Source organism: Rosenbergiella nectarea (assembly GCF_900111105.1).
Taxonomy (GTDB): domain Bacteria; phylum Pseudomonadota; class Gammaproteobacteria; order Enterobacterales; family Enterobacteriaceae; genus Rosenbergiella; species Rosenbergiella nectarea.
Genome location: NZ_FOGC01000001.1, coordinates 333,997 through 349,764 on the forward strand (window position 1 = coordinate 333,997; position 15,768 = coordinate 349,764).

Below are 15,768 nucleotides of genomic sequence, written 5' to 3' on the forward strand. Positions count from 1 at the left end.
TAGTAGAATGGTGGGGTCGGTGATTTTACCGACCCTTTTATTGTAAGGAACACTCATGCACTCAGCTATATGGACGGCCGTTTCATTATTATTAATTGTGGAAGGTTTAGGTCCCATGTTATTGCCTAAGGTCTGGAAAAGAGGTTTACTTACCTTAATCAGTTCGCCAGAAAAGCTCTTAAGACGCTTCGGCGGTGCCTTTGTCGTCGTGGGGATAGTGATATTTTATATGATGCATAGGTAATATGCAGAATATAAATCTATAGAAATATCATTTTTTCATTAAATGTTTTGCTTAAATAAAAAAGCGACTTTGGCTTATTAAAAAAGCTGAAACCGACAAAAGCTGGTGGTAGAATCCATTTTTAAGCAATCAATGGTTTTAGAAAATGGGTAATAATGTTGTCGTACTTGGCACCCAATGGGGTGACGAAGGCAAAGGTAAAATTGTAGATTTGCTGACTGAGCGCGCAAAATATGTCGTCCGCTATCAAGGTGGACACAATGCGGGTCATACGCTTGTCATCAACGGTGAAAAAACCGTTCTTCACTTAATCCCTTCAGGTATCCTACGTGATAATGTTACCAGTATCATCGGTAATGGTGTCGTGCTTTCTCCAGAAGCTCTTATGAAAGAGATGAAAGGCCTGGAAGATCGTGGTGTCCCAGTACGTGAACGTTTACTGATTTCTGAAGCTTGTCCGCTGATCCTGCAATACCATGTTGCAATGGATGTGGCGCGTGAAAAAGCGCGTGGCGCAAAAGCTATCGGCACAACCGGCCGCGGTATCGGCCCAGCGTACGAAGATAAAGTCGCTCGTCGTGGCTTACGCGTAGGCGACCTCTTTGATAAAGAGACCTTCGCCGTTAAGCTAAAAGAGATCGTCGACTATTACAACTTCCAGTTGGTGCACTACTACAAAGAGCCAGCGGTTGATTACGACACTATCTTAAACGATACCTTAGCGATGGCAGATATTTTGACGTCAATGGTCGTAGATGTCTCTGATCTGCTCGATAAAGCGCGCATACGTGGCGACTTTATGATGTTTGAAGGCGCTCAAGGTACGCTATTAGATATCGACCACGGTACCTACCCTTATGTCACCTCTTCGAACACCACTGCCGGCGGCGTGGCAACGGGGTGTGGTTTAGGACCTCGTTACGTCGATTATGTTTTAGGTATCGTTAAAGCTTACTCTACCCGTGTGGGCGCGGGTCCTTTCCCGACAGAACTGTTCGATGATATCGGTGAGTTTTTAGGTAAAAAAGGTAACGAATTTGGCGCAACCACCGGCCGTCGTCGTCGTACTGGATGGTTAGACATTGTTGCGGTACGTCGTGCAGTACAAATTAACTCCCTGTCAGGCTTCTGCTTAACGAAATTAGACGTCCTTGATGGATTAAAAGAAGTTAAGATCTGTGTGGGATATCGTTTACCTAACGGTAAAGAGGTCGATACTACGCCTCTGGCAGCAGAAAATTGGGAAGGTTTAACGCCAATTTATGAAACACTGCCAGGTTGGGATGAGAACACCTTCGGTGTGAAAACCCGTGAAGGTCTGCCGCAAGCAGCCCTAGATTATATTGAGCGTATTGAAGAATTAACCGGTATCCCAGTAGACATCATTTCTACTGGCCCTGACCGTAGCGAAACGATGATCTTAAGAGATCCGTTTGACAGCTAATGTGATAAGAATGGCCGGTATAATACCGGCCATTGTTTTTCCTTCCTACCTGACTAAATCTTCCTTGCAGTGTTCTCTGTGTATTGACCTACATACAAAAGGCCCGCACTATCGAGATTGGTTTATAATTCAGTCGAGCCATTTATCTTTCGTCCGGAGTATTTATTGAGGCTGATGTGCAACTGACCAGTTTTACTGACTATGGGCTACGAGCATTGATATTTATGGCGAGTTTGCCTGCGGATAAAATGACGACTATTACTGAAGTCAGCGAACTCTATGCGATTTCTCGCCACCATATGGTTAAAATTGTTCATAAATTGAATCAGGAAGCTTTTATTAAATCAAGCCGAGGAAAGCAGGGAGGAATACGCCTTGCAAGGCCTGCAGAATCAATCAATATCGGGGATGTCGTCCGTCGTTTGGAACCCCTACAGCTTGTCGATTGTGACCATTGCTTAATTACACCGTCCTGTCATTTGAAAAGAATACTCGCGCAAGCGATGAAAGAATTTCTCGCTGAGTTAGATAAATACACCTTAGCGGACATTGCGAATGACGGGAACTTGAAACGGATTTTCAACGCTGAAATCTCCGTAGAGAACTTACACTAGAGACATTGGAGGACCCTGTGTCACAAGATCCCTTTTTACAACGAGAAACGGAAAAATACGAAAATCCGATTCCGAGTCGCGAGTTTATCCTCGCCCATTTAGAAAAACGTGAAACGCCCGCTCGTCGTGATGAAATCGCAGCGGAACTGAATATTACTAGTGAAGAGCAACTTGAAGCATTACGTCGCCGCTTAAGAGCCATGGAACGTGATGGACAGTTGGTGTTCACTCGCCGTCAATGCTACGTCTTACCCGAGCGCTTAGACCTTATTCGTGGCAAAGTGATTGGTCACCGAGATGGCTATGGTTTCCTACGTGTTGAAGGCCAGAAAGATGACTATTATCTTTCCGCTGAGCAGATGAAGCTTTGCCTACATGGCGATATCATTTTGGCCCAACCGATGGGGGCTGATCGTAAAGGTCGCCGCGAAGCCAGAATGGTTCGTGTGGTAGAGCCACGCAACCCACAAATTGTTGGCCGCTACTTTACCGACGCGGGTGCAGGCTTTGTGGTACCTGACGATAGTCGTCTGAGTTTCGATATCTTAATCGAAGTGGACCCTGCGATGCAGGCACGTATGGGTGCCGTGGTCGTGGTGACCTTAGAAAAACGCCCTACGCGCAGAATGAAAGCCATCGGCAAGATCACTGAAATTCTTGGTGATGAGATGGGCACGAGTTTAGCGGTGGATATGGCACTGCGCACGCATGAAATTCCTAACGAGTGGCCCACTGACGTGGAAGCTGAGATTAGTCATCTTAGTGAAGACGTCCCGGAAAGCGCTAAACGAGGGCGTATCGATTTACGTCAACAGCCGTTAGTGACCATTGATGGTGAAGATGCGCGTGACTTTGATGATGCAGTGTATTGTGAGAAAAAGCGCGGCGGCGGCTGGCGGCTGTGGGTCGCGATTGCGGATGTGACCTACTACGTCCGTCCTGGCACCGCACTGGACCACGAAGCCGAAAAACGCGGGACGTCAGTCTACTTCCCCACGCAAGTTGTCCCAATGTTACCCGAAGTCTTATCAAACGGGCTGTGCTCGCTGAATCCACAGGTTGATCGTCTCTGCCTAGTCTGTGAGATGACCATTTCAGCGCGTGGGAAATTAACCGGCTACAAACATTACGAAGCGGTAATGAACTCTCATGCTCGACTTACTTACAATAAAGTATGGTCGATTCTCGAGGGTGATGAAGCACTACGTGAGCAATATGCTCCTCGGGTAAAAGATCTCGAAGAGCTGTATGCCATGTATCAAGTACTGGAAACAGCCCGTACGCAACGTGGCGGTATCTCGTTTGAGACCGAAGAGCCGAAGTTTATCTTTAATGCTGAACGCCGCATTGAACGTGTCGAGCGTCTGCGCCGTAACCCTGCGCATAAATTAATCGAGGAGTGCATGATTCTGGCCAATATTGCCTCGGCACGTTTTGCTGAGAAGTATCAAGAGCCAGTTTTGTTCCGTGACCATGATCGTCCGACAGATGAAAGTATCAAAAGCTTTCGAAAAGTACTGGGTGAACTGGGGCTAACATTGACTGGTGGTAACAAACCGACTCCGCTTGATTATGCAGAGTTACTGACAGCCGTAGCGGACAGACCGGATGCGGAGATGCTGCAAACGATGCTGCTACGCTCGATGAAGCAGGCGATTTACGATCCTGAAAACCGTGGACACTTCGGTTTAGCCTTGACCTCCTATGCGCACTTTACGTCGCCGATCCGTCGTTATCCAGATTTATTGCTGCACCGCTCACTTAAATATCTGATCGCTAAGGAGCAAGGACAGCCGGTCGATACAATGACTCCAGGCGGCGGTTGCCATTACGATATGCAGCAAATGTTGCAGTTAGGCCAACACTGTTCATTGACGGAACGTCGAGCTGATGAAGCGACACGCGATGTGGCTGACTGGCTAAAATGCGACTTTATGCAGGATCAGGTGGGGAATACCTTTACGGGGGTTATCTCCAGCGTGACCAATTTCGGTTTCTTTGTGCGGCTGGCTGACCTATTTATTGACGGTCTGGTACATGTTTCTACCTTGGATAATGACTACTACCGTTACGATCAAATTGGACAGCGTTTAACCGGAGAAGCTAGCGGCCAAATGTTCCGTTTGGGCGATATGGTTGAAGTCCGGGTTGATGCAGTACATATGGACGAACGTAAGATCGATTTTGCGTTAATCTCAAGTCAGCGTAAGCCGCGGGGTGAAGGGAAAACCGAGAAAGATCGCGCCAAGAAAACCGCTTCCGGTGTAGTCAAAAAACGCCGTAACGCAGGTAAGAAAGTCAATTTCGAGCCGGATAGTGCTTTTCGTGGGACGAAGAAAAAAGAGGGGGCGGGCACCGTAAAAGCCGCCAATAAAAAACCTAAAAAAGTCTCTGAAAAAACACGTAAAATAGCGGAAGCTACGAAAGCGAAGCGTGCAGCGAAGAAAAATCGTGCAGAATAAGTGTAAGCAGAATCTGCTGGCAATGTTGCGTTGCCAGCCCTCTCAAGGCAATTAATAGAAAAATTATGAGCGAAAAAATTTTTGGCATCCATGCGGTTCAAGCCTTATTGGAACGCCAACCTCAGCGCTTTCAACAGGTCTTCATTTTAAAAGGCCGTGATGATCGTCGCTTACAACCGCTGATCCAAGTATTGGAGTCGCAGGGCATCACTATTCAAGTGGCGACCCGTCAGTGGTTAGATGAGGCCGCAGAAGGTGCCGTGCATCAGGGGATCTTGGCATTAGTGAAACCGGGGCGTCAGTATCAAGAAGGCGATCTGCCTGATTTGCTGGAAAAGCTGGAGAAACCGCTGATATTGATTCTGGATGGCGTCACGGATCCTCATAATCTTGGTGCGTGTTTACGGAGTGCTGATGCGGCAGGTGTGGCAGCGGTGATCGTCCCGAAAGATCGCTCTGCAGCGTTAAACGCTACAGCTAAGAAAGTGGCCTGTGGTGCGGCAGAAACCGTTCCGCTTATTCGTGTGACGAATCTTGCAAGAACGATGCGCCTATTACAAGAATACCATATCTGGATTGTCGGGACAGCTGGGGAAGCCGATCATACGTTGTATCAAAGCAAAATGACCGGCGGAATGGCGCTGGTGATGGGCGCTGAAGGCGAAGGCATGCGACGGTTAACGCGCGAACATTGTGATGAGCTGATCAGCATTCCAATGGCCGGCTCGGTCTCTTCACTCAACGTTTCGGTTGCTACTGGTATCTGTTTGTTTGAAGCGGTACGTCAGCGTCAATAAATAGCGGATAAGCATCTTCTACAATGAGAAGATGCTTAGTAATCTTAGTGACATTCTGCAGGCGTTATCGTGTCAGAATAAATAAGCTTGTTATCGACAAAATAGTTATACTTAGACCCTTCAGGAAAGAATTCCCGAAAAATCTTTATCTTGTCATCGTTTTTACAGTATTGAGCCTGTATCGCTTTCTTCATATTTTCCCGCCAATAATCTGTTTATTACGGAGACTGGGATCCCTTTCACATCGTAATGGTAAATAAAGGTATTACTTTTCGCTGAGACCTCGGTCAATAAGGTTGCCTTATCGATTAAGATCGGTAATTTTTTATTAGCACCTTCAAGAATCATGGCTTGTATCGTCGATTTATCATTCACGTTCTGTTTTTGAAAGTTTTCTACTTTTTCTGACGATGTATTCTGCGTTGCTTCCTTGGCGGCGACTTCACGCGGTTGCGCTTTAGAAGAATCGTCGCAGGCCGCGAGCAAACACACTGAGAGGGTGAGTAAAACAAAACGGCACGAGGGCATATCTGTTTTCCTTGAAGGTTTCTCGGGTATTTACTATTTCTATCACAATTTAAGGTGAGCAGCCTTAATGATTAATAAATATTCAACAGTAATGGCCTGTAATATAGCGTGCAACACGACTTAAGCTGTGAGCTGCATTACACTTCGATAAAATATTCGGCGAATTGTGTGAGCAGCATAAACTTATTCTGGAATGAAATATGCATCACTATAGGTGCACTCTGTGGTGCCACTTTCTAGGAGCCTATTTTGAACCGTATAAACCAACCTTTAACCCCGCTAGAGTCGACTCAGCAGGCATTAGATTTTATTCAAAGTGATACCCTTTCTTCAGACCAGCTCGCGCTCCTCAATCAACTGACCGTCGACGGTTTTCGTCAGCATGTTAACCCCGGGTTCCTAGAATACCGCAAATCAGTCACTTCGGGTGGCGGCTATGCCGCAGTCGAGTGGCGTGCTACCAGTCTCAATACCCTAGCGGATACACGAGGCAATGAGTATATCGATTGTTTGGGCGGCTACGGAATCTTCAGCGTAGGTCATTGTAATCCGACCGTTGTTGACGCCGTGGAACATCAACTCCACAAGCAGCCATTGCACAGTCAAGAATTGCTCGATCCCTTACGTGCCCTCTTGGCACAGGCCTTAGCAGGCCTTGCGCCGGGGGAGTTGAATTATTGTTTCTTTGGTAATAGCGGTACCGAGTCTGTGGAAGCAGCACTGAAATTAGCCAAAGCATACCAGGCCCCCCAAGGGAAATTCAGCTTTATCGCCGCGAATGGCGCCTTTCACGGTAAGTCACTAGGATCGTTATCGGCGACCGCCAAACCTGTCTTTCGTGAACCTTTCCAACCTTTAGTCCCGGGTTTTCATCATGTCGATTTTGGTGATATTCGGGCGATGCGGGCTAAAGTAGCGGAGTGTGAGGCTCGGGGAGAGGGCATTGCTGCGGTGATCCTCGAACCTATTCAAGGTGAGGGCGGCGTTATTCTCCCGCCAGAGGACTATTTACCTGCGGTACGTGCATTGTGCGATGAGATAGGAGCATTATTGATTCTCGATGAGGTACAAACGGGCATGGGCAGAACGGGGAAAATGTTTGCCTGTGAGCACTACGGGGTGGAGCCAGACATTCTCTGCCTCGCGAAAGCGCTGGGCGGCGGAGTGATGCCGATTAGTGCAACGATCGGCAGCAAACGCATCTTTTCGGTGCTTTTCGATAATCCTTTCTTACACACCACAACCTTTGGCGGTAATCCGATGGCATGTGCGGCAGCATTGGCGACGATAAACGTACTGCTGCGTGATGACCTTGCTGCACAGGCCCAGCACAAAGGGGATTACTTGCTTAAGGGGCTTAAAGAGTGCGCCAAGCGTTATCCTCAAATTATTACTGAGGCGCGAGGGATAGGGTTTTTACAGGCACTGGAGTTTTGTGACAACGAGACGGGCTATGCTTTTGCCAGCGAAATGTTCCGTCGGGGGATATTAGTGGCGGGGACCTTGAATAATGCTCGTACCGTCAGAATTGAGCCGCCTCTAACCTTAACCCTGGCACAGTGTGATCAGGTCTTAGAACAGGTGGAAAAAGTATTAGAACAATTATCCCCCTCTTCAGGGAAAGGCGCGACCACCCAAGCCTCTCCCTCACTCATCCATTAATTAATCACCCGCTTACCTCAGGTAGGCGGGTCTTTCCTTACTGGCTAAAGACCAGCTCTCTCTTAGTCCACCAATACCAGATGATCCAACATACGCCGATTGCCGTCCAGACGAGCCCTAATCGCATGGCATCTTGGTCCAAGTTTAGCCACATCACGCCGACACATATTATACCGGCCACGGGAATCAATAGGTGTGCGAGCCAATGCGAGAGGGTCTTTAAGTGTTTTTGCTGAATAGCATAATAGGCGATAACTGACACATTAACGGATGTAAAAGCAACCAGCGCGCCAAAACTAATCAACGAGACTGCGGTATCAAGATCAAAGAAAACAGCGGTCATCGCTAACGCCCCAACAAACAGCACGCAGTAGAGCGGACTGCCTAAGCGAGGGTGGATATAGCGAAACTTTGCAATAGGGAAAATACCATCGCGTCCCATAATATTCAGTAACCGTGCAGCACTGGCGTGGGAAGCCAGGCCTGAGGCAAAGGTGTTGACTAAAATCGCCACCAGAAAAACGGATTGGAAAAATTTACCCCCGACATAGAGCACAATTTCAGGCATAGCTTCGGTAGGATTTTTAAATTGAATATTGGTCGGGAAGTAAAGCTGGGTGAACCATGCTGCGACAAAGAAAATAATGCCACCGATTAATGCCGTGAGTAGCACTGCCCGCGGGATAGTTCGGTCCGGTTGATGAGACTCATCGGATAGGGTTGTCACGGCATCAAAGCCGAGAAATGAGAAACACAGTACCGCGGCACCGGCTACCAGCGGCAGAAATGTCTGCTCACCATTCCATAGCGGTTTTAATGTCCAGACTGCCTCATGACCATGCTGATGTCCCACACCTTGAATCACTAACCAAACGAACACTGCCATTAACAGTACAGGGGCCCCGACAAAAAGAAAGTTAAGATTAGCCAGTAAACGAATATTACGACTATTCACCCAAGTGACTAAGCCCGTAAACAGGACGATCCATAACCACGAAGGAACTTGAGGAAATAACGAGCGTAAGTAGATCCCTGCAAGTAGCGCATTGATCATCGGCAACAACATATAATCAAGCAGGGAAGCCCAGCCCACTAAAAATCCGACCCTGTTTCCGCAGGTTTTTCGGGCGTAAGTATAGGCCGAACCAGCCTTAGGGAAGACTTTAACCATTTTGCCATAACTGAACGCAGTCAATAATACGGCAAACAGCGCTAAGAGGTAGGCCAAGGGAACGCGGCCTGAGGTCATCCCTGAAACAATACCGAAAGTATCAAATACTGTCATCGGCGTCATATAGGCAATGCCGACAATCACCACCTGCCATAATCCTAAATTACGCTTATATGTTACTTCTTGAGTCATTCAACACCACCTGGGACAAGATTGGGTAATACTGCTTAAGCAATTTCTATGCCCAACTACCGGTGAATGCAGCCTAGAAATGGTTTCTGACTTGCTAAAATAGGCTTTTTTTCGAGAGTGTAAAGTAGGGAGCCATAATAAAGTTTTTGGCAGGGGTAAAAGGAGCAAAACGGGCTGGGGAGGGGGGGAAAGAGGACGGCGAAAACCGCCCTCGGCAAATGAGACGTTACTGGTTACTCGCCATAATTAAAGGCTGTTGGGTGATTTGATAAGCTACCCGTCGTCGCAGCGTAGAGAATCGTTTTACCATCAATCGATAATTCATCACTCACGTTGAGCCATTGCAAAGTCTCACGATGCGATTTTTCGTTAGTTTGTAAGTAAAGCCCACTCATCTGCTTGAGCTTTGCGGAGTAAAGCACGGCAAATTGTTGGTTACCACAGTTATGCGGTTTACAAATGGCGTAGACCTGATAATCATTCCCTTTAACCGTTACGGTTTGTGCGGGAGACTCCACGCCACCGGTTTTAATCCAGTTGGGCAGGTGCTGGTGGCTGATTAAGGCAGCGAGTGCTTTCCCCCCCTCCGGCGTTTTGACGAGATCACTAAAGGTTGTGTCCGCGGCAAAAGCACCTGGTGCGACCAATAGCGCAGCGATAATACCGATTGGCTTTAACATAATTCCTCCTATGACAATTCTCCCCAGTATAGACCTGGATGGGGCATGGTGGGTAATAATCGAGATGTTGACTAAATAAGCTGTGTATTGTCTTGTGTTTAGCTCCCAGTATCAGTATTATTACGCGTCAAATTTTTCAGCCGCATTTTAAAACGTTCCTTGCTTCCATGGGCCGCGGCTGACCCTGACAGGAGGCTGAATAATCCGTAAGGAGCAACCGATGCGTCATTACGAAATCGTATTTATGGTTCATCCTGACCAGAGCGAACAGGTTCCTGGCATGATCGAGCGTTACACTGGTGCTATCACTGGTGCAGAAGGCACGATCCACCGTCTGGAAGACTGGGGCCGCCGTCAGCTGGCTTACCCAATCAACAAATTGCACAAAGCTCACTACGTTCTTCTGAACGTTGAAGCTCCGCAAGAAGTGATTGACGAGCTGGAAACAAACTTCCGCTTCAACGACGCCGTTATCCGCAGCATGGTCATGCGCGTTAAGCATGCGGTAACTGAAGCATCACCGATGGTTAAAGCAAAAGAAGAACGTCGTGATCGTCGTGATGACTTTGCTAACGAAGCCGCTGATGACTCAGATGCTGAGGATTCTGAAGAGTAATTCTTGATGGTGGCTAACCGTCTACAACTGTCTGGGCACGTGTGCACAGCCGTCGTAAGAAAAACTAGCCCCTCAGGAATCCCGCATTGTCAATTCGTGTTAGAACACGAATCTATGCAGCGGGAAGCCGGGATAACCCGGCTGGCTGTATGCCGTATCCCTGTGATAATCAGTGGACATGAACATCAGCTCATTACTCAACATATAACGGTCGGTAAGCAGCTCTTACTCGAAGGTTTTGTCCATAGCCATAAGGCGAAAACAGGCCAAAGTAAATTAGTGTTGCATGCCGAGCAGATTGAATTGATAGATTCTGGAGACTAGCCAAATGGCACGTTATTTCCGTCGTCGCAAGTTCTGCCGTTTCACCGCGGAAGGCGTTCAAGAGATCGATTATAAAGATATCGCAACGCTGAAAAACTACATCACTGAAAGCGGTAAGATTGTACCAAGCCGTATTACCGGTACCCGTGCAAAATACCAGCGTCAGCTGGCCCGTGCTATCAAGCGCGCGCGTTACCTGTCTCTGTTACCGTACACTGATCGTCATCAGTAATCGGTAGCTGTCCATTAACGACTTTAAGAGGATAAGGTAATGCAAGTTATTCTGCTTGATAAAGTAGCAAACCTGGGCAACCTAGGTGATCAGGTCAACGTTAAAGCGGGCTACGCTCGTAACTTCCTGGTACCACAAGGTAAAGCTGTCCCAGCAACTAAAAACAACATCGAGTTTTTCGAAACTCGCCGTGCTGAGTTAGAAGCTAAATTAGCGGAAACTCTGGCTGCTGCGAATGCTCGTGCTGAGAAAATCAATGCACTGGGTACTGTCACCCTCGCGACTAAAGCGGGTGATGGCGGTAAACTGTTCGGTTCAATCGGTACTCGCGATATCGCGGATGCTGTGTCCGCTGCAGGTGTTGCTGTTGCTAAAAGTGAAGTGCGTTTACCAAATGGTGTTCTTCGCACCACTGGTGACCACGAAGTTGATTTCCAAGTTCACGGCGAAGTTTTCGCTAAACTGGTTATCAAAATCGCTGCTGAGTAATATCAGCTGTGAGAAAAATGCCGGCGAAAGCCGGCATTTTTGCTTTTAACTATTGTACTCGCAGAAAACGCCCGTCTTCCTGGCGTACGAACAACACTTGTCCCCGCGTATTCTCAAGCGTTAATCCTGTCACGGTATTGTTGGATGTCATCCGTATCTTCACGGCTTGGCCGGCACTTAATGTTCCCAATGGTTTATCACTCCCTTGCACGTTAACCATCGCATAGAGGGCTTCCATGGCGAGTCCCTGATCGCGAAATAGCTGCGCTAAGGTTTCTCCTGCGGCAACATGATAGGTGTGCCATGACCCCTGCGTATCGCTTTGGTCAGCGAGGTTACTAGGCAGGTCAACGTGGCGCAGTGTGACATCTGGAGGGGAGGGGGGCCCGGGTAATAGTAAGCCGATAATGACCAGCAGAGCTGCGGCGGCCATCGCCCGTCGATGCCAAGGAGAGAAGGGGGCGAGCAGTGGTTCAAGGCGTGGGCGGACCTCGCGCAGATAAAATTGCCCGATTGCGTTAAGCAAAGTCGAAAACCTCTCCTTCATCACTCTCTCCTTTAGCATTGGGTTGAGGTTCAGCCGCTATTACCGCTATCATTGTTAATCTTTCTTAAGAAAAAGTCATTACTCGGCGGATCAATTTTACGAATAGCTTGGACGCTGCTATCCTTGCGGTTCAATTTATTTAGAGAAAAGGAACAGAAATGACGACTCTTTCTTTTGACAGTGTCGAAACGCAAGCAAGCTATGGCATTGGCCTGCAAGTCGGACAGCAATTGTTAGAATCAGGATTACAAGGTCTTGAGCCTGAAGCGCTATTAGCTGGTCTGCGTGATGCGCTGGAAGGAAATTCGCCGGCTGTGCCTATGGATGTTTTACATCGTGCATTACGTGAAATGCACGAGCGTGCGGAAGCGGTTCGTGATGAACGCACTAAAGAAATGGCTGCTGAAGGGGCAAAGTACCTCGAAGAGAACCGCCAGCGTGAAGGCGTGAACAGCGCTGAATCTGGTTTACAGTTCCGTGTACTGACGCAAGGTGAAGGCGCTATTCCTTCTCGCCAAGACCGCGTGCGCGTACACTACACGGGTAAATTAACCGACGGTACGGTGTTCGATAGCTCAGTCGCTCGTGGTGAGCCAGCCGAATTCCCGGTCAGCGGTGTGATCGCTGGATGGATCGAGGCGTTAACCTTGATGCCAGTGGGATCAAAGTGGGAGCTTGTCATCCCTCAACATCTTGCTTATGGCGAGCGTGGCGCTGGGGCTTCAATTCCGCCATTCAGTACGTTAGTCTTTGAAGTTGAATTACTGGATATCCTGTAATTCAATCGCAGTAATCAACCGGCCTAGGGCCGGTTTTTTTTCGCCCACGTAACGAGGTTTACCCAGCCCCTTTGACGGAGTATGGTAACCTCAACCATTATAAGTTCTGATAATACTAACTGTCGTTGACGGGAGGCTGAGAATGTTAGACCAGATTAATCAGATCGCACGCCAAGCTGGTGAAGAGATCCTTAAAATCTATCATCGCGAAGAGGGGCTTGATGTGCAGATCAAAACGGATGATTCGCCAGTCACTGCCGCGGACTTAGCAGCAAATCGCGTAATTATTGATGGCTTACAGGCCTTAACCCCTGATATTCCTATCTTATCTGAAGAGTCAGTCGTGGAATGGTCAGTACGGCAAACGTGGACCCGCTACTGGCTGGTTGATCCTCTCGATGGCACCAAAGAATTCATCAAGCGTAATGGTGAGTTCACCGTCAATATAGCCCTGATAGAGGAGGGTAAACCAATACTTGGTGTGGTTTATGCCCCAGTATTAGATGAACTTTACTGCGCAGCAGAGGGTAAAGCGTGGAAAGAGGACGCTACAGGATCACGTCATCAAATTACCGTCGCGAATGCGCAGCCACCTCTCGTCGTGGTGAGTCGTTCTCATGCTAATAATGACCCTGAGCTCAGCGATTATTTACATCAACTTGGCGAACACCAGACCGTGGCGATTGGTTCCTCCCTTAAATTCTGTTTAGTCGCAGAAGGGAAGGCGCAGCTTTATCCTCGTTTCGGGCCGACCAATATTTGGGATACGGGGGCTGGCCACGCTGTAGCCCTAGCCGCTGGCGCTCAGGTCACGGATTGGCATGGTCGCACACTCGATTATACCCCTCGTGAATCCTTCTTAAATCCCGGCTTTCGTGTGTCGCTGTTTTAATTCCACTGCTTTTCTTTTGCTCCCTCATAGGCGGGGGCAAAAGAATTTTCTTTCGCCATAAATTTGTCATCAAACCTGCCGATAATTCTGAGTAGTTTCTTAATCGTAAGAAATAAAAAGGCTTGGATTTCATTATCAAATACTGAATTACTAGTCAAAATCATTATTTTTGATAGGTTAATCAAAGGTTATTAGTCTGTAATTTTTGTGTTTTCTGGATAACAAACTACACTCTATCTCAGAACGCAGGAGCGAAAGAGAGAAAGACTCAGTGAAAATTTATAAGCGATATAATCCGATTCAAATCGCCCGTTACGTTAAGACGCTATTCAAAGGCGAGATTTATATTAAGGATGTTGGCGAGTTTCATTTCGACCAAGGAAGGGTATTGAAACCTGTGAATGGCGATATTCAGCGTTTAAGCATAATGTCTGAAATTAATCGTCAGGTGAATAAGTTACAAATCAAATTCTAATTATCGGGCCACCGAAGCTCAGCTTCTGTGGCCCGAGCCATTATTGCTGCTTACCCGTAATCTCGTCGATAACTTGGCCCGCAGGGGTTAATGGAGTAGGGCGTTCATCGCTTACTCGAGTGACTAACAGTTGGTCAATCCGGTAGTTGTCGATATCAACCACCTCGAATTTATAGCCAGAGAAGATGACAAAGTCAGTCCGCTTAGGGATCTTACGCAGCATATACATCATAAAACCGCCAATGGTTTCATAGTTACCCGAGTGAGGGAACTCTTCGATATGCAGTACACGTACGACATCATCAATCGGTGTTCCGCCTTCGACTAACCACGAATTGGCATCACGCGCCACGATTTGCTCTTCAAAACCTTGCCCAACTAAATCGCCCATCAGCGTCGTCATCACATCGTTGAGCGTGATGATCCCGACCACTAAGGCATATTCGTTCATAATCACCGCGAAATCTTCACCCGCAGTCTTGAAACTTTCTAGAGCTTCAGAGAGCGTTAAGGTATCCGGTACGATCAAGGCTGAACGGATCTGTACGCCACTGGTTAAGGTCATGCTCTGATTACCCAGCACACGTAACAGCAACTCTTTAGAATCGACATAACCGACGATATGGTCAATATCACCATTACAGACTAAGAATTTCGAGTGAGGGTGATCGGCAATTTTCGATTTTAAGACCGCTTCTTCTTCATTCAGATCAAACCAGACAATGTTTTCCCGTGAGGTCATAGAGGAAGGGACAGTACGTGATTCAAGTTCGAAAACGTTTTCGATCAGCTCGTGTTCTTGCTTACGCAACACGCCTGCTAAGGCACCCGCTTCCACTACCGCATAAATATCATCTGGCGTGATATCGTCTTTGCGATCCATGGGGATTTTAAAGAGACGGAAAACGTTGTTAGCCATACCATTAAAAAACCAGACTAATGGACGGAAAATCAATAAACAGATCCGCATCGGTCCAATAATACGTAGTGCGATGGCTTCTGGAGCGATCATACCAATACGTTTCGGTGTGAGGTCAGCGAACAGAATAAAGAGGCTTGTCACGATGGTGAAAGAACAGATAAAACTCAGCTTTTCTGATAATTCTGGAGATAAGAACCGATGAAAGAAATCAGAGAAAACTGGCATGAAAGCGGAGTCTCCGACGATACCCCCCAGAATGGCTACGGCATTAACCCCAATTTGTACAACGGTAAAGAACATGCCGGGTGATTCTTGAAGCTTGAGCACATGCTCTGCACGGATATCACCGTCATTGGCGAGGAGTTTGAGTTTAATTTTCCGGGCAGCGGCCAGAGAGATCTCTGACATAGCAAAGAAAAAACTAATAACAATTAATACTAGGATGACAAGTAAGCTATCTAACATAAGGAGTCCGAAGTTTATAAGCTTGTCATTTTTGGCCTGGGCAACTTCTCAACAAAGCATTATTCAGGCAATCAGTGAGGAAGAACACGTTATCCGTGCCAAAAATGTCTGTCAGGGCATATTCACTATGAATAATGCTCAGCAACAGAAGTGACAGTGATGACTGCCTAAGCAGAGTATAGCAGTAGCGAGGAATAAGTCGCTAGAGGGATCTGAGCAGAAATTCAGCCTTA

Annotated in this window: 18 protein-coding genes; 13 read left to right on the forward strand and 5 right to left on the reverse strand. The window is 47.5% G+C overall.

Annotated elements, in window-relative coordinates; translation table 11 throughout:
• The first annotated feature begins 55 nt into the window (after positions 1-55).
• The 5 genes from BMX14_RS01605 (at position 56) to rlmB (ending at position 5,561) form a co-directional block, all read left to right on the forward strand.
• Entirely contained in the window at positions 56-244 is a 189-nt protein-coding gene (locus tag BMX14_RS01605) for a DUF2065 domain-containing protein (RefSeq protein WP_092671754.1), read from the forward strand.
• Between the two features lie 145 nt (positions 245-389).
• Complete coding sequence (locus BMX14_RS01610; protein ID WP_092671757.1) at positions 390-1,688, forward strand: adenylosuccinate synthase; 1,299 nt, start codon at positions 390-392, stop codon at positions 1,686-1,688.
• A gap of 176 nt (positions 1,689-1,864) precedes the next feature.
• On the forward strand, positions 1,865-2,302 hold the full coding sequence (gene nsrR / locus BMX14_RS01615; RefSeq protein WP_092671760.1) for a nitric oxide-sensing transcriptional repressor NsrR: 438 nt from the start codon (positions 1,865-1,867) through the stop codon (positions 2,300-2,302).
• A 17-nt stretch (positions 2,303-2,319) separates the two neighbouring features.
• On the forward strand, positions 2,320-4,764 hold the full coding sequence (gene rnr, locus BMX14_RS01620) for a ribonuclease R (RefSeq protein WP_092671763.1): 2,445 nt from the start codon (positions 2,320-2,322) through the stop codon (positions 4,762-4,764).
• A gap of 65 nt (positions 4,765-4,829) precedes the next feature.
• A complete protein-coding gene (gene rlmB / locus BMX14_RS01625) occupies positions 4,830-5,561 on the forward strand; it encodes a 23S rRNA (guanosine(2251)-2'-O)-methyltransferase RlmB (RefSeq protein WP_092671766.1) in 732 nt (243 codons plus the stop codon).
• A gap of 162 nt (positions 5,562-5,723) precedes the next feature.
• Here the strand turns inward: rlmB and BMX14_RS01630 are convergent, their stop codons facing one another.
• The gene (locus BMX14_RS01630) at positions 5,724-6,089 is read right to left on the reverse strand and encodes a hypothetical protein (RefSeq protein WP_092671769.1); all 366 of its coding nucleotides are present in this window, start codon (positions 6,087-6,089) and stop codon (positions 5,724-5,726) included.
• A 249-nt stretch (positions 6,090-6,338) separates the two neighbouring features.
• Here BMX14_RS01630 and ygjG point away from each other — a divergent pair, with 249 nt between their 5' ends.
• Positions 6,339-7,751, forward strand: a complete 1,413-nt coding sequence (ygjG, locus tag BMX14_RS01635; protein WP_092671772.1) for a putrescine aminotransferase — start codon at positions 6,339-6,341, stop codon at positions 7,749-7,751.
• Positions 7,752-7,788: 37 nt separating this feature from the next.
• On the opposite strand, the gene BMX14_RS01640 is transcribed toward ygjG, so the two are convergent.
• Together BMX14_RS01640 and BMX14_RS01645 are read right to left on the reverse strand one after the other, a co-directional pair.
• Positions 7,789-9,114: an APC family permease gene (locus BMX14_RS01640; RefSeq protein ID WP_092671775.1), complete on the reverse strand. Its 1,326-nt coding sequence runs from the start codon at positions 9,112-9,114 to the stop codon at positions 7,789-7,791.
• Positions 9,115-9,347: 233 nt separating this feature from the next.
• Positions 9,348-9,794, reverse strand: coding sequence for an Ivy family c-type lysozyme inhibitor (locus BMX14_RS01645; RefSeq protein WP_196237598.1), 447 nt, complete (start codon positions 9,792-9,794; stop codon positions 9,348-9,350).
• Positions 9,795-10,014: 220 nt separating this feature from the next.
• On the opposite strand from BMX14_RS01645, the gene rpsF reads away from it, so the two are divergent.
• From rpsF to rplI, 4 genes are read left to right on the forward strand one after another with little or no spacing between them, the layout of a single operon-like run.
• Complete coding sequence (gene rpsF, locus BMX14_RS01650) at positions 10,015-10,410, forward strand: 30S ribosomal protein S6 (RefSeq protein ID WP_092671781.1); 396 nt, start codon at positions 10,015-10,017, stop codon at positions 10,408-10,410.
• Positions 10,411-10,419: 9 nt separating this feature from the next.
• The gene (priB, locus tag BMX14_RS01655; RefSeq protein WP_230527238.1) at positions 10,420-10,734 is read left to right on the forward strand and encodes a primosomal replication protein N; all 315 of its coding nucleotides are present in this window, start codon (positions 10,420-10,422) and stop codon (positions 10,732-10,734) included.
• A gap of 4 nt (positions 10,735-10,738) precedes the next feature.
• Positions 10,739-10,966 carry a 30S ribosomal protein S18 gene (rpsR, locus tag BMX14_RS01660; protein ID WP_000135199.1) on the forward strand — a complete coding sequence of 76 codons (228 nt, stop codon included), beginning with the start codon at positions 10,739-10,741 and terminating at the stop codon, positions 10,964-10,966.
• Between the two features lie 39 nt (positions 10,967-11,005).
• Positions 11,006-11,455, forward strand: a complete 450-nt coding sequence (gene rplI / locus BMX14_RS01665; protein ID WP_092671786.1) for a 50S ribosomal protein L9 — start codon at positions 11,006-11,008, stop codon at positions 11,453-11,455.
• 49 nt (positions 11,456-11,504) lie between these two features.
• Here the strand turns inward: rplI and BMX14_RS01670 are convergent, their stop codons facing one another.
• Positions 11,505-12,002: a LysM-like peptidoglycan-binding domain-containing protein gene (locus tag BMX14_RS01670; RefSeq protein ID WP_230527225.1), complete on the reverse strand. Its 498-nt coding sequence runs from the start codon at positions 12,000-12,002 to the stop codon at positions 11,505-11,507.
• Positions 12,003-12,160: 158 nt separating this feature from the next.
• Here BMX14_RS01670 and fklB point away from each other — a divergent pair, with 158 nt between their 5' ends.
• From fklB to BMX14_RS01685, 3 genes are all read left to right on the forward strand, one after another.
• Positions 12,161-12,781, forward strand: a complete 621-nt coding sequence (gene fklB / locus BMX14_RS01675; RefSeq protein ID WP_092671793.1) for an FKBP-type peptidyl-prolyl cis-trans isomerase — start codon at positions 12,161-12,163, stop codon at positions 12,779-12,781.
• 142 nt (positions 12,782-12,923) lie between these two features.
• Positions 12,924-13,673 (forward strand): 3'(2'),5'-bisphosphate nucleotidase CysQ, encoded by a 750-nt coding sequence (gene cysQ, locus BMX14_RS01680; protein WP_092671796.1) that lies wholly within the window; start codon positions 12,924-12,926, stop codon positions 13,671-13,673.
• Positions 13,674-13,944: 271 nt separating this feature from the next.
• Positions 13,945-14,148, forward strand: coding sequence for a DUF1107 domain-containing protein (locus BMX14_RS01685; RefSeq protein WP_092671799.1), 204 nt, complete (start codon positions 13,945-13,947; stop codon positions 14,146-14,148).
• A 40-nt stretch (positions 14,149-14,188) separates the two neighbouring features.
• Here BMX14_RS01685 and BMX14_RS01690 read toward each other — a convergent pair whose 3' ends face one another.
• Positions 14,189-15,535, reverse strand: coding sequence for a hemolysin family protein (locus BMX14_RS01690; RefSeq protein ID WP_092671802.1), 1,347 nt, complete (start codon positions 15,533-15,535; stop codon positions 14,189-14,191).
• Between the last annotated feature and the right edge of the window lie 233 nt (positions 15,536-15,768).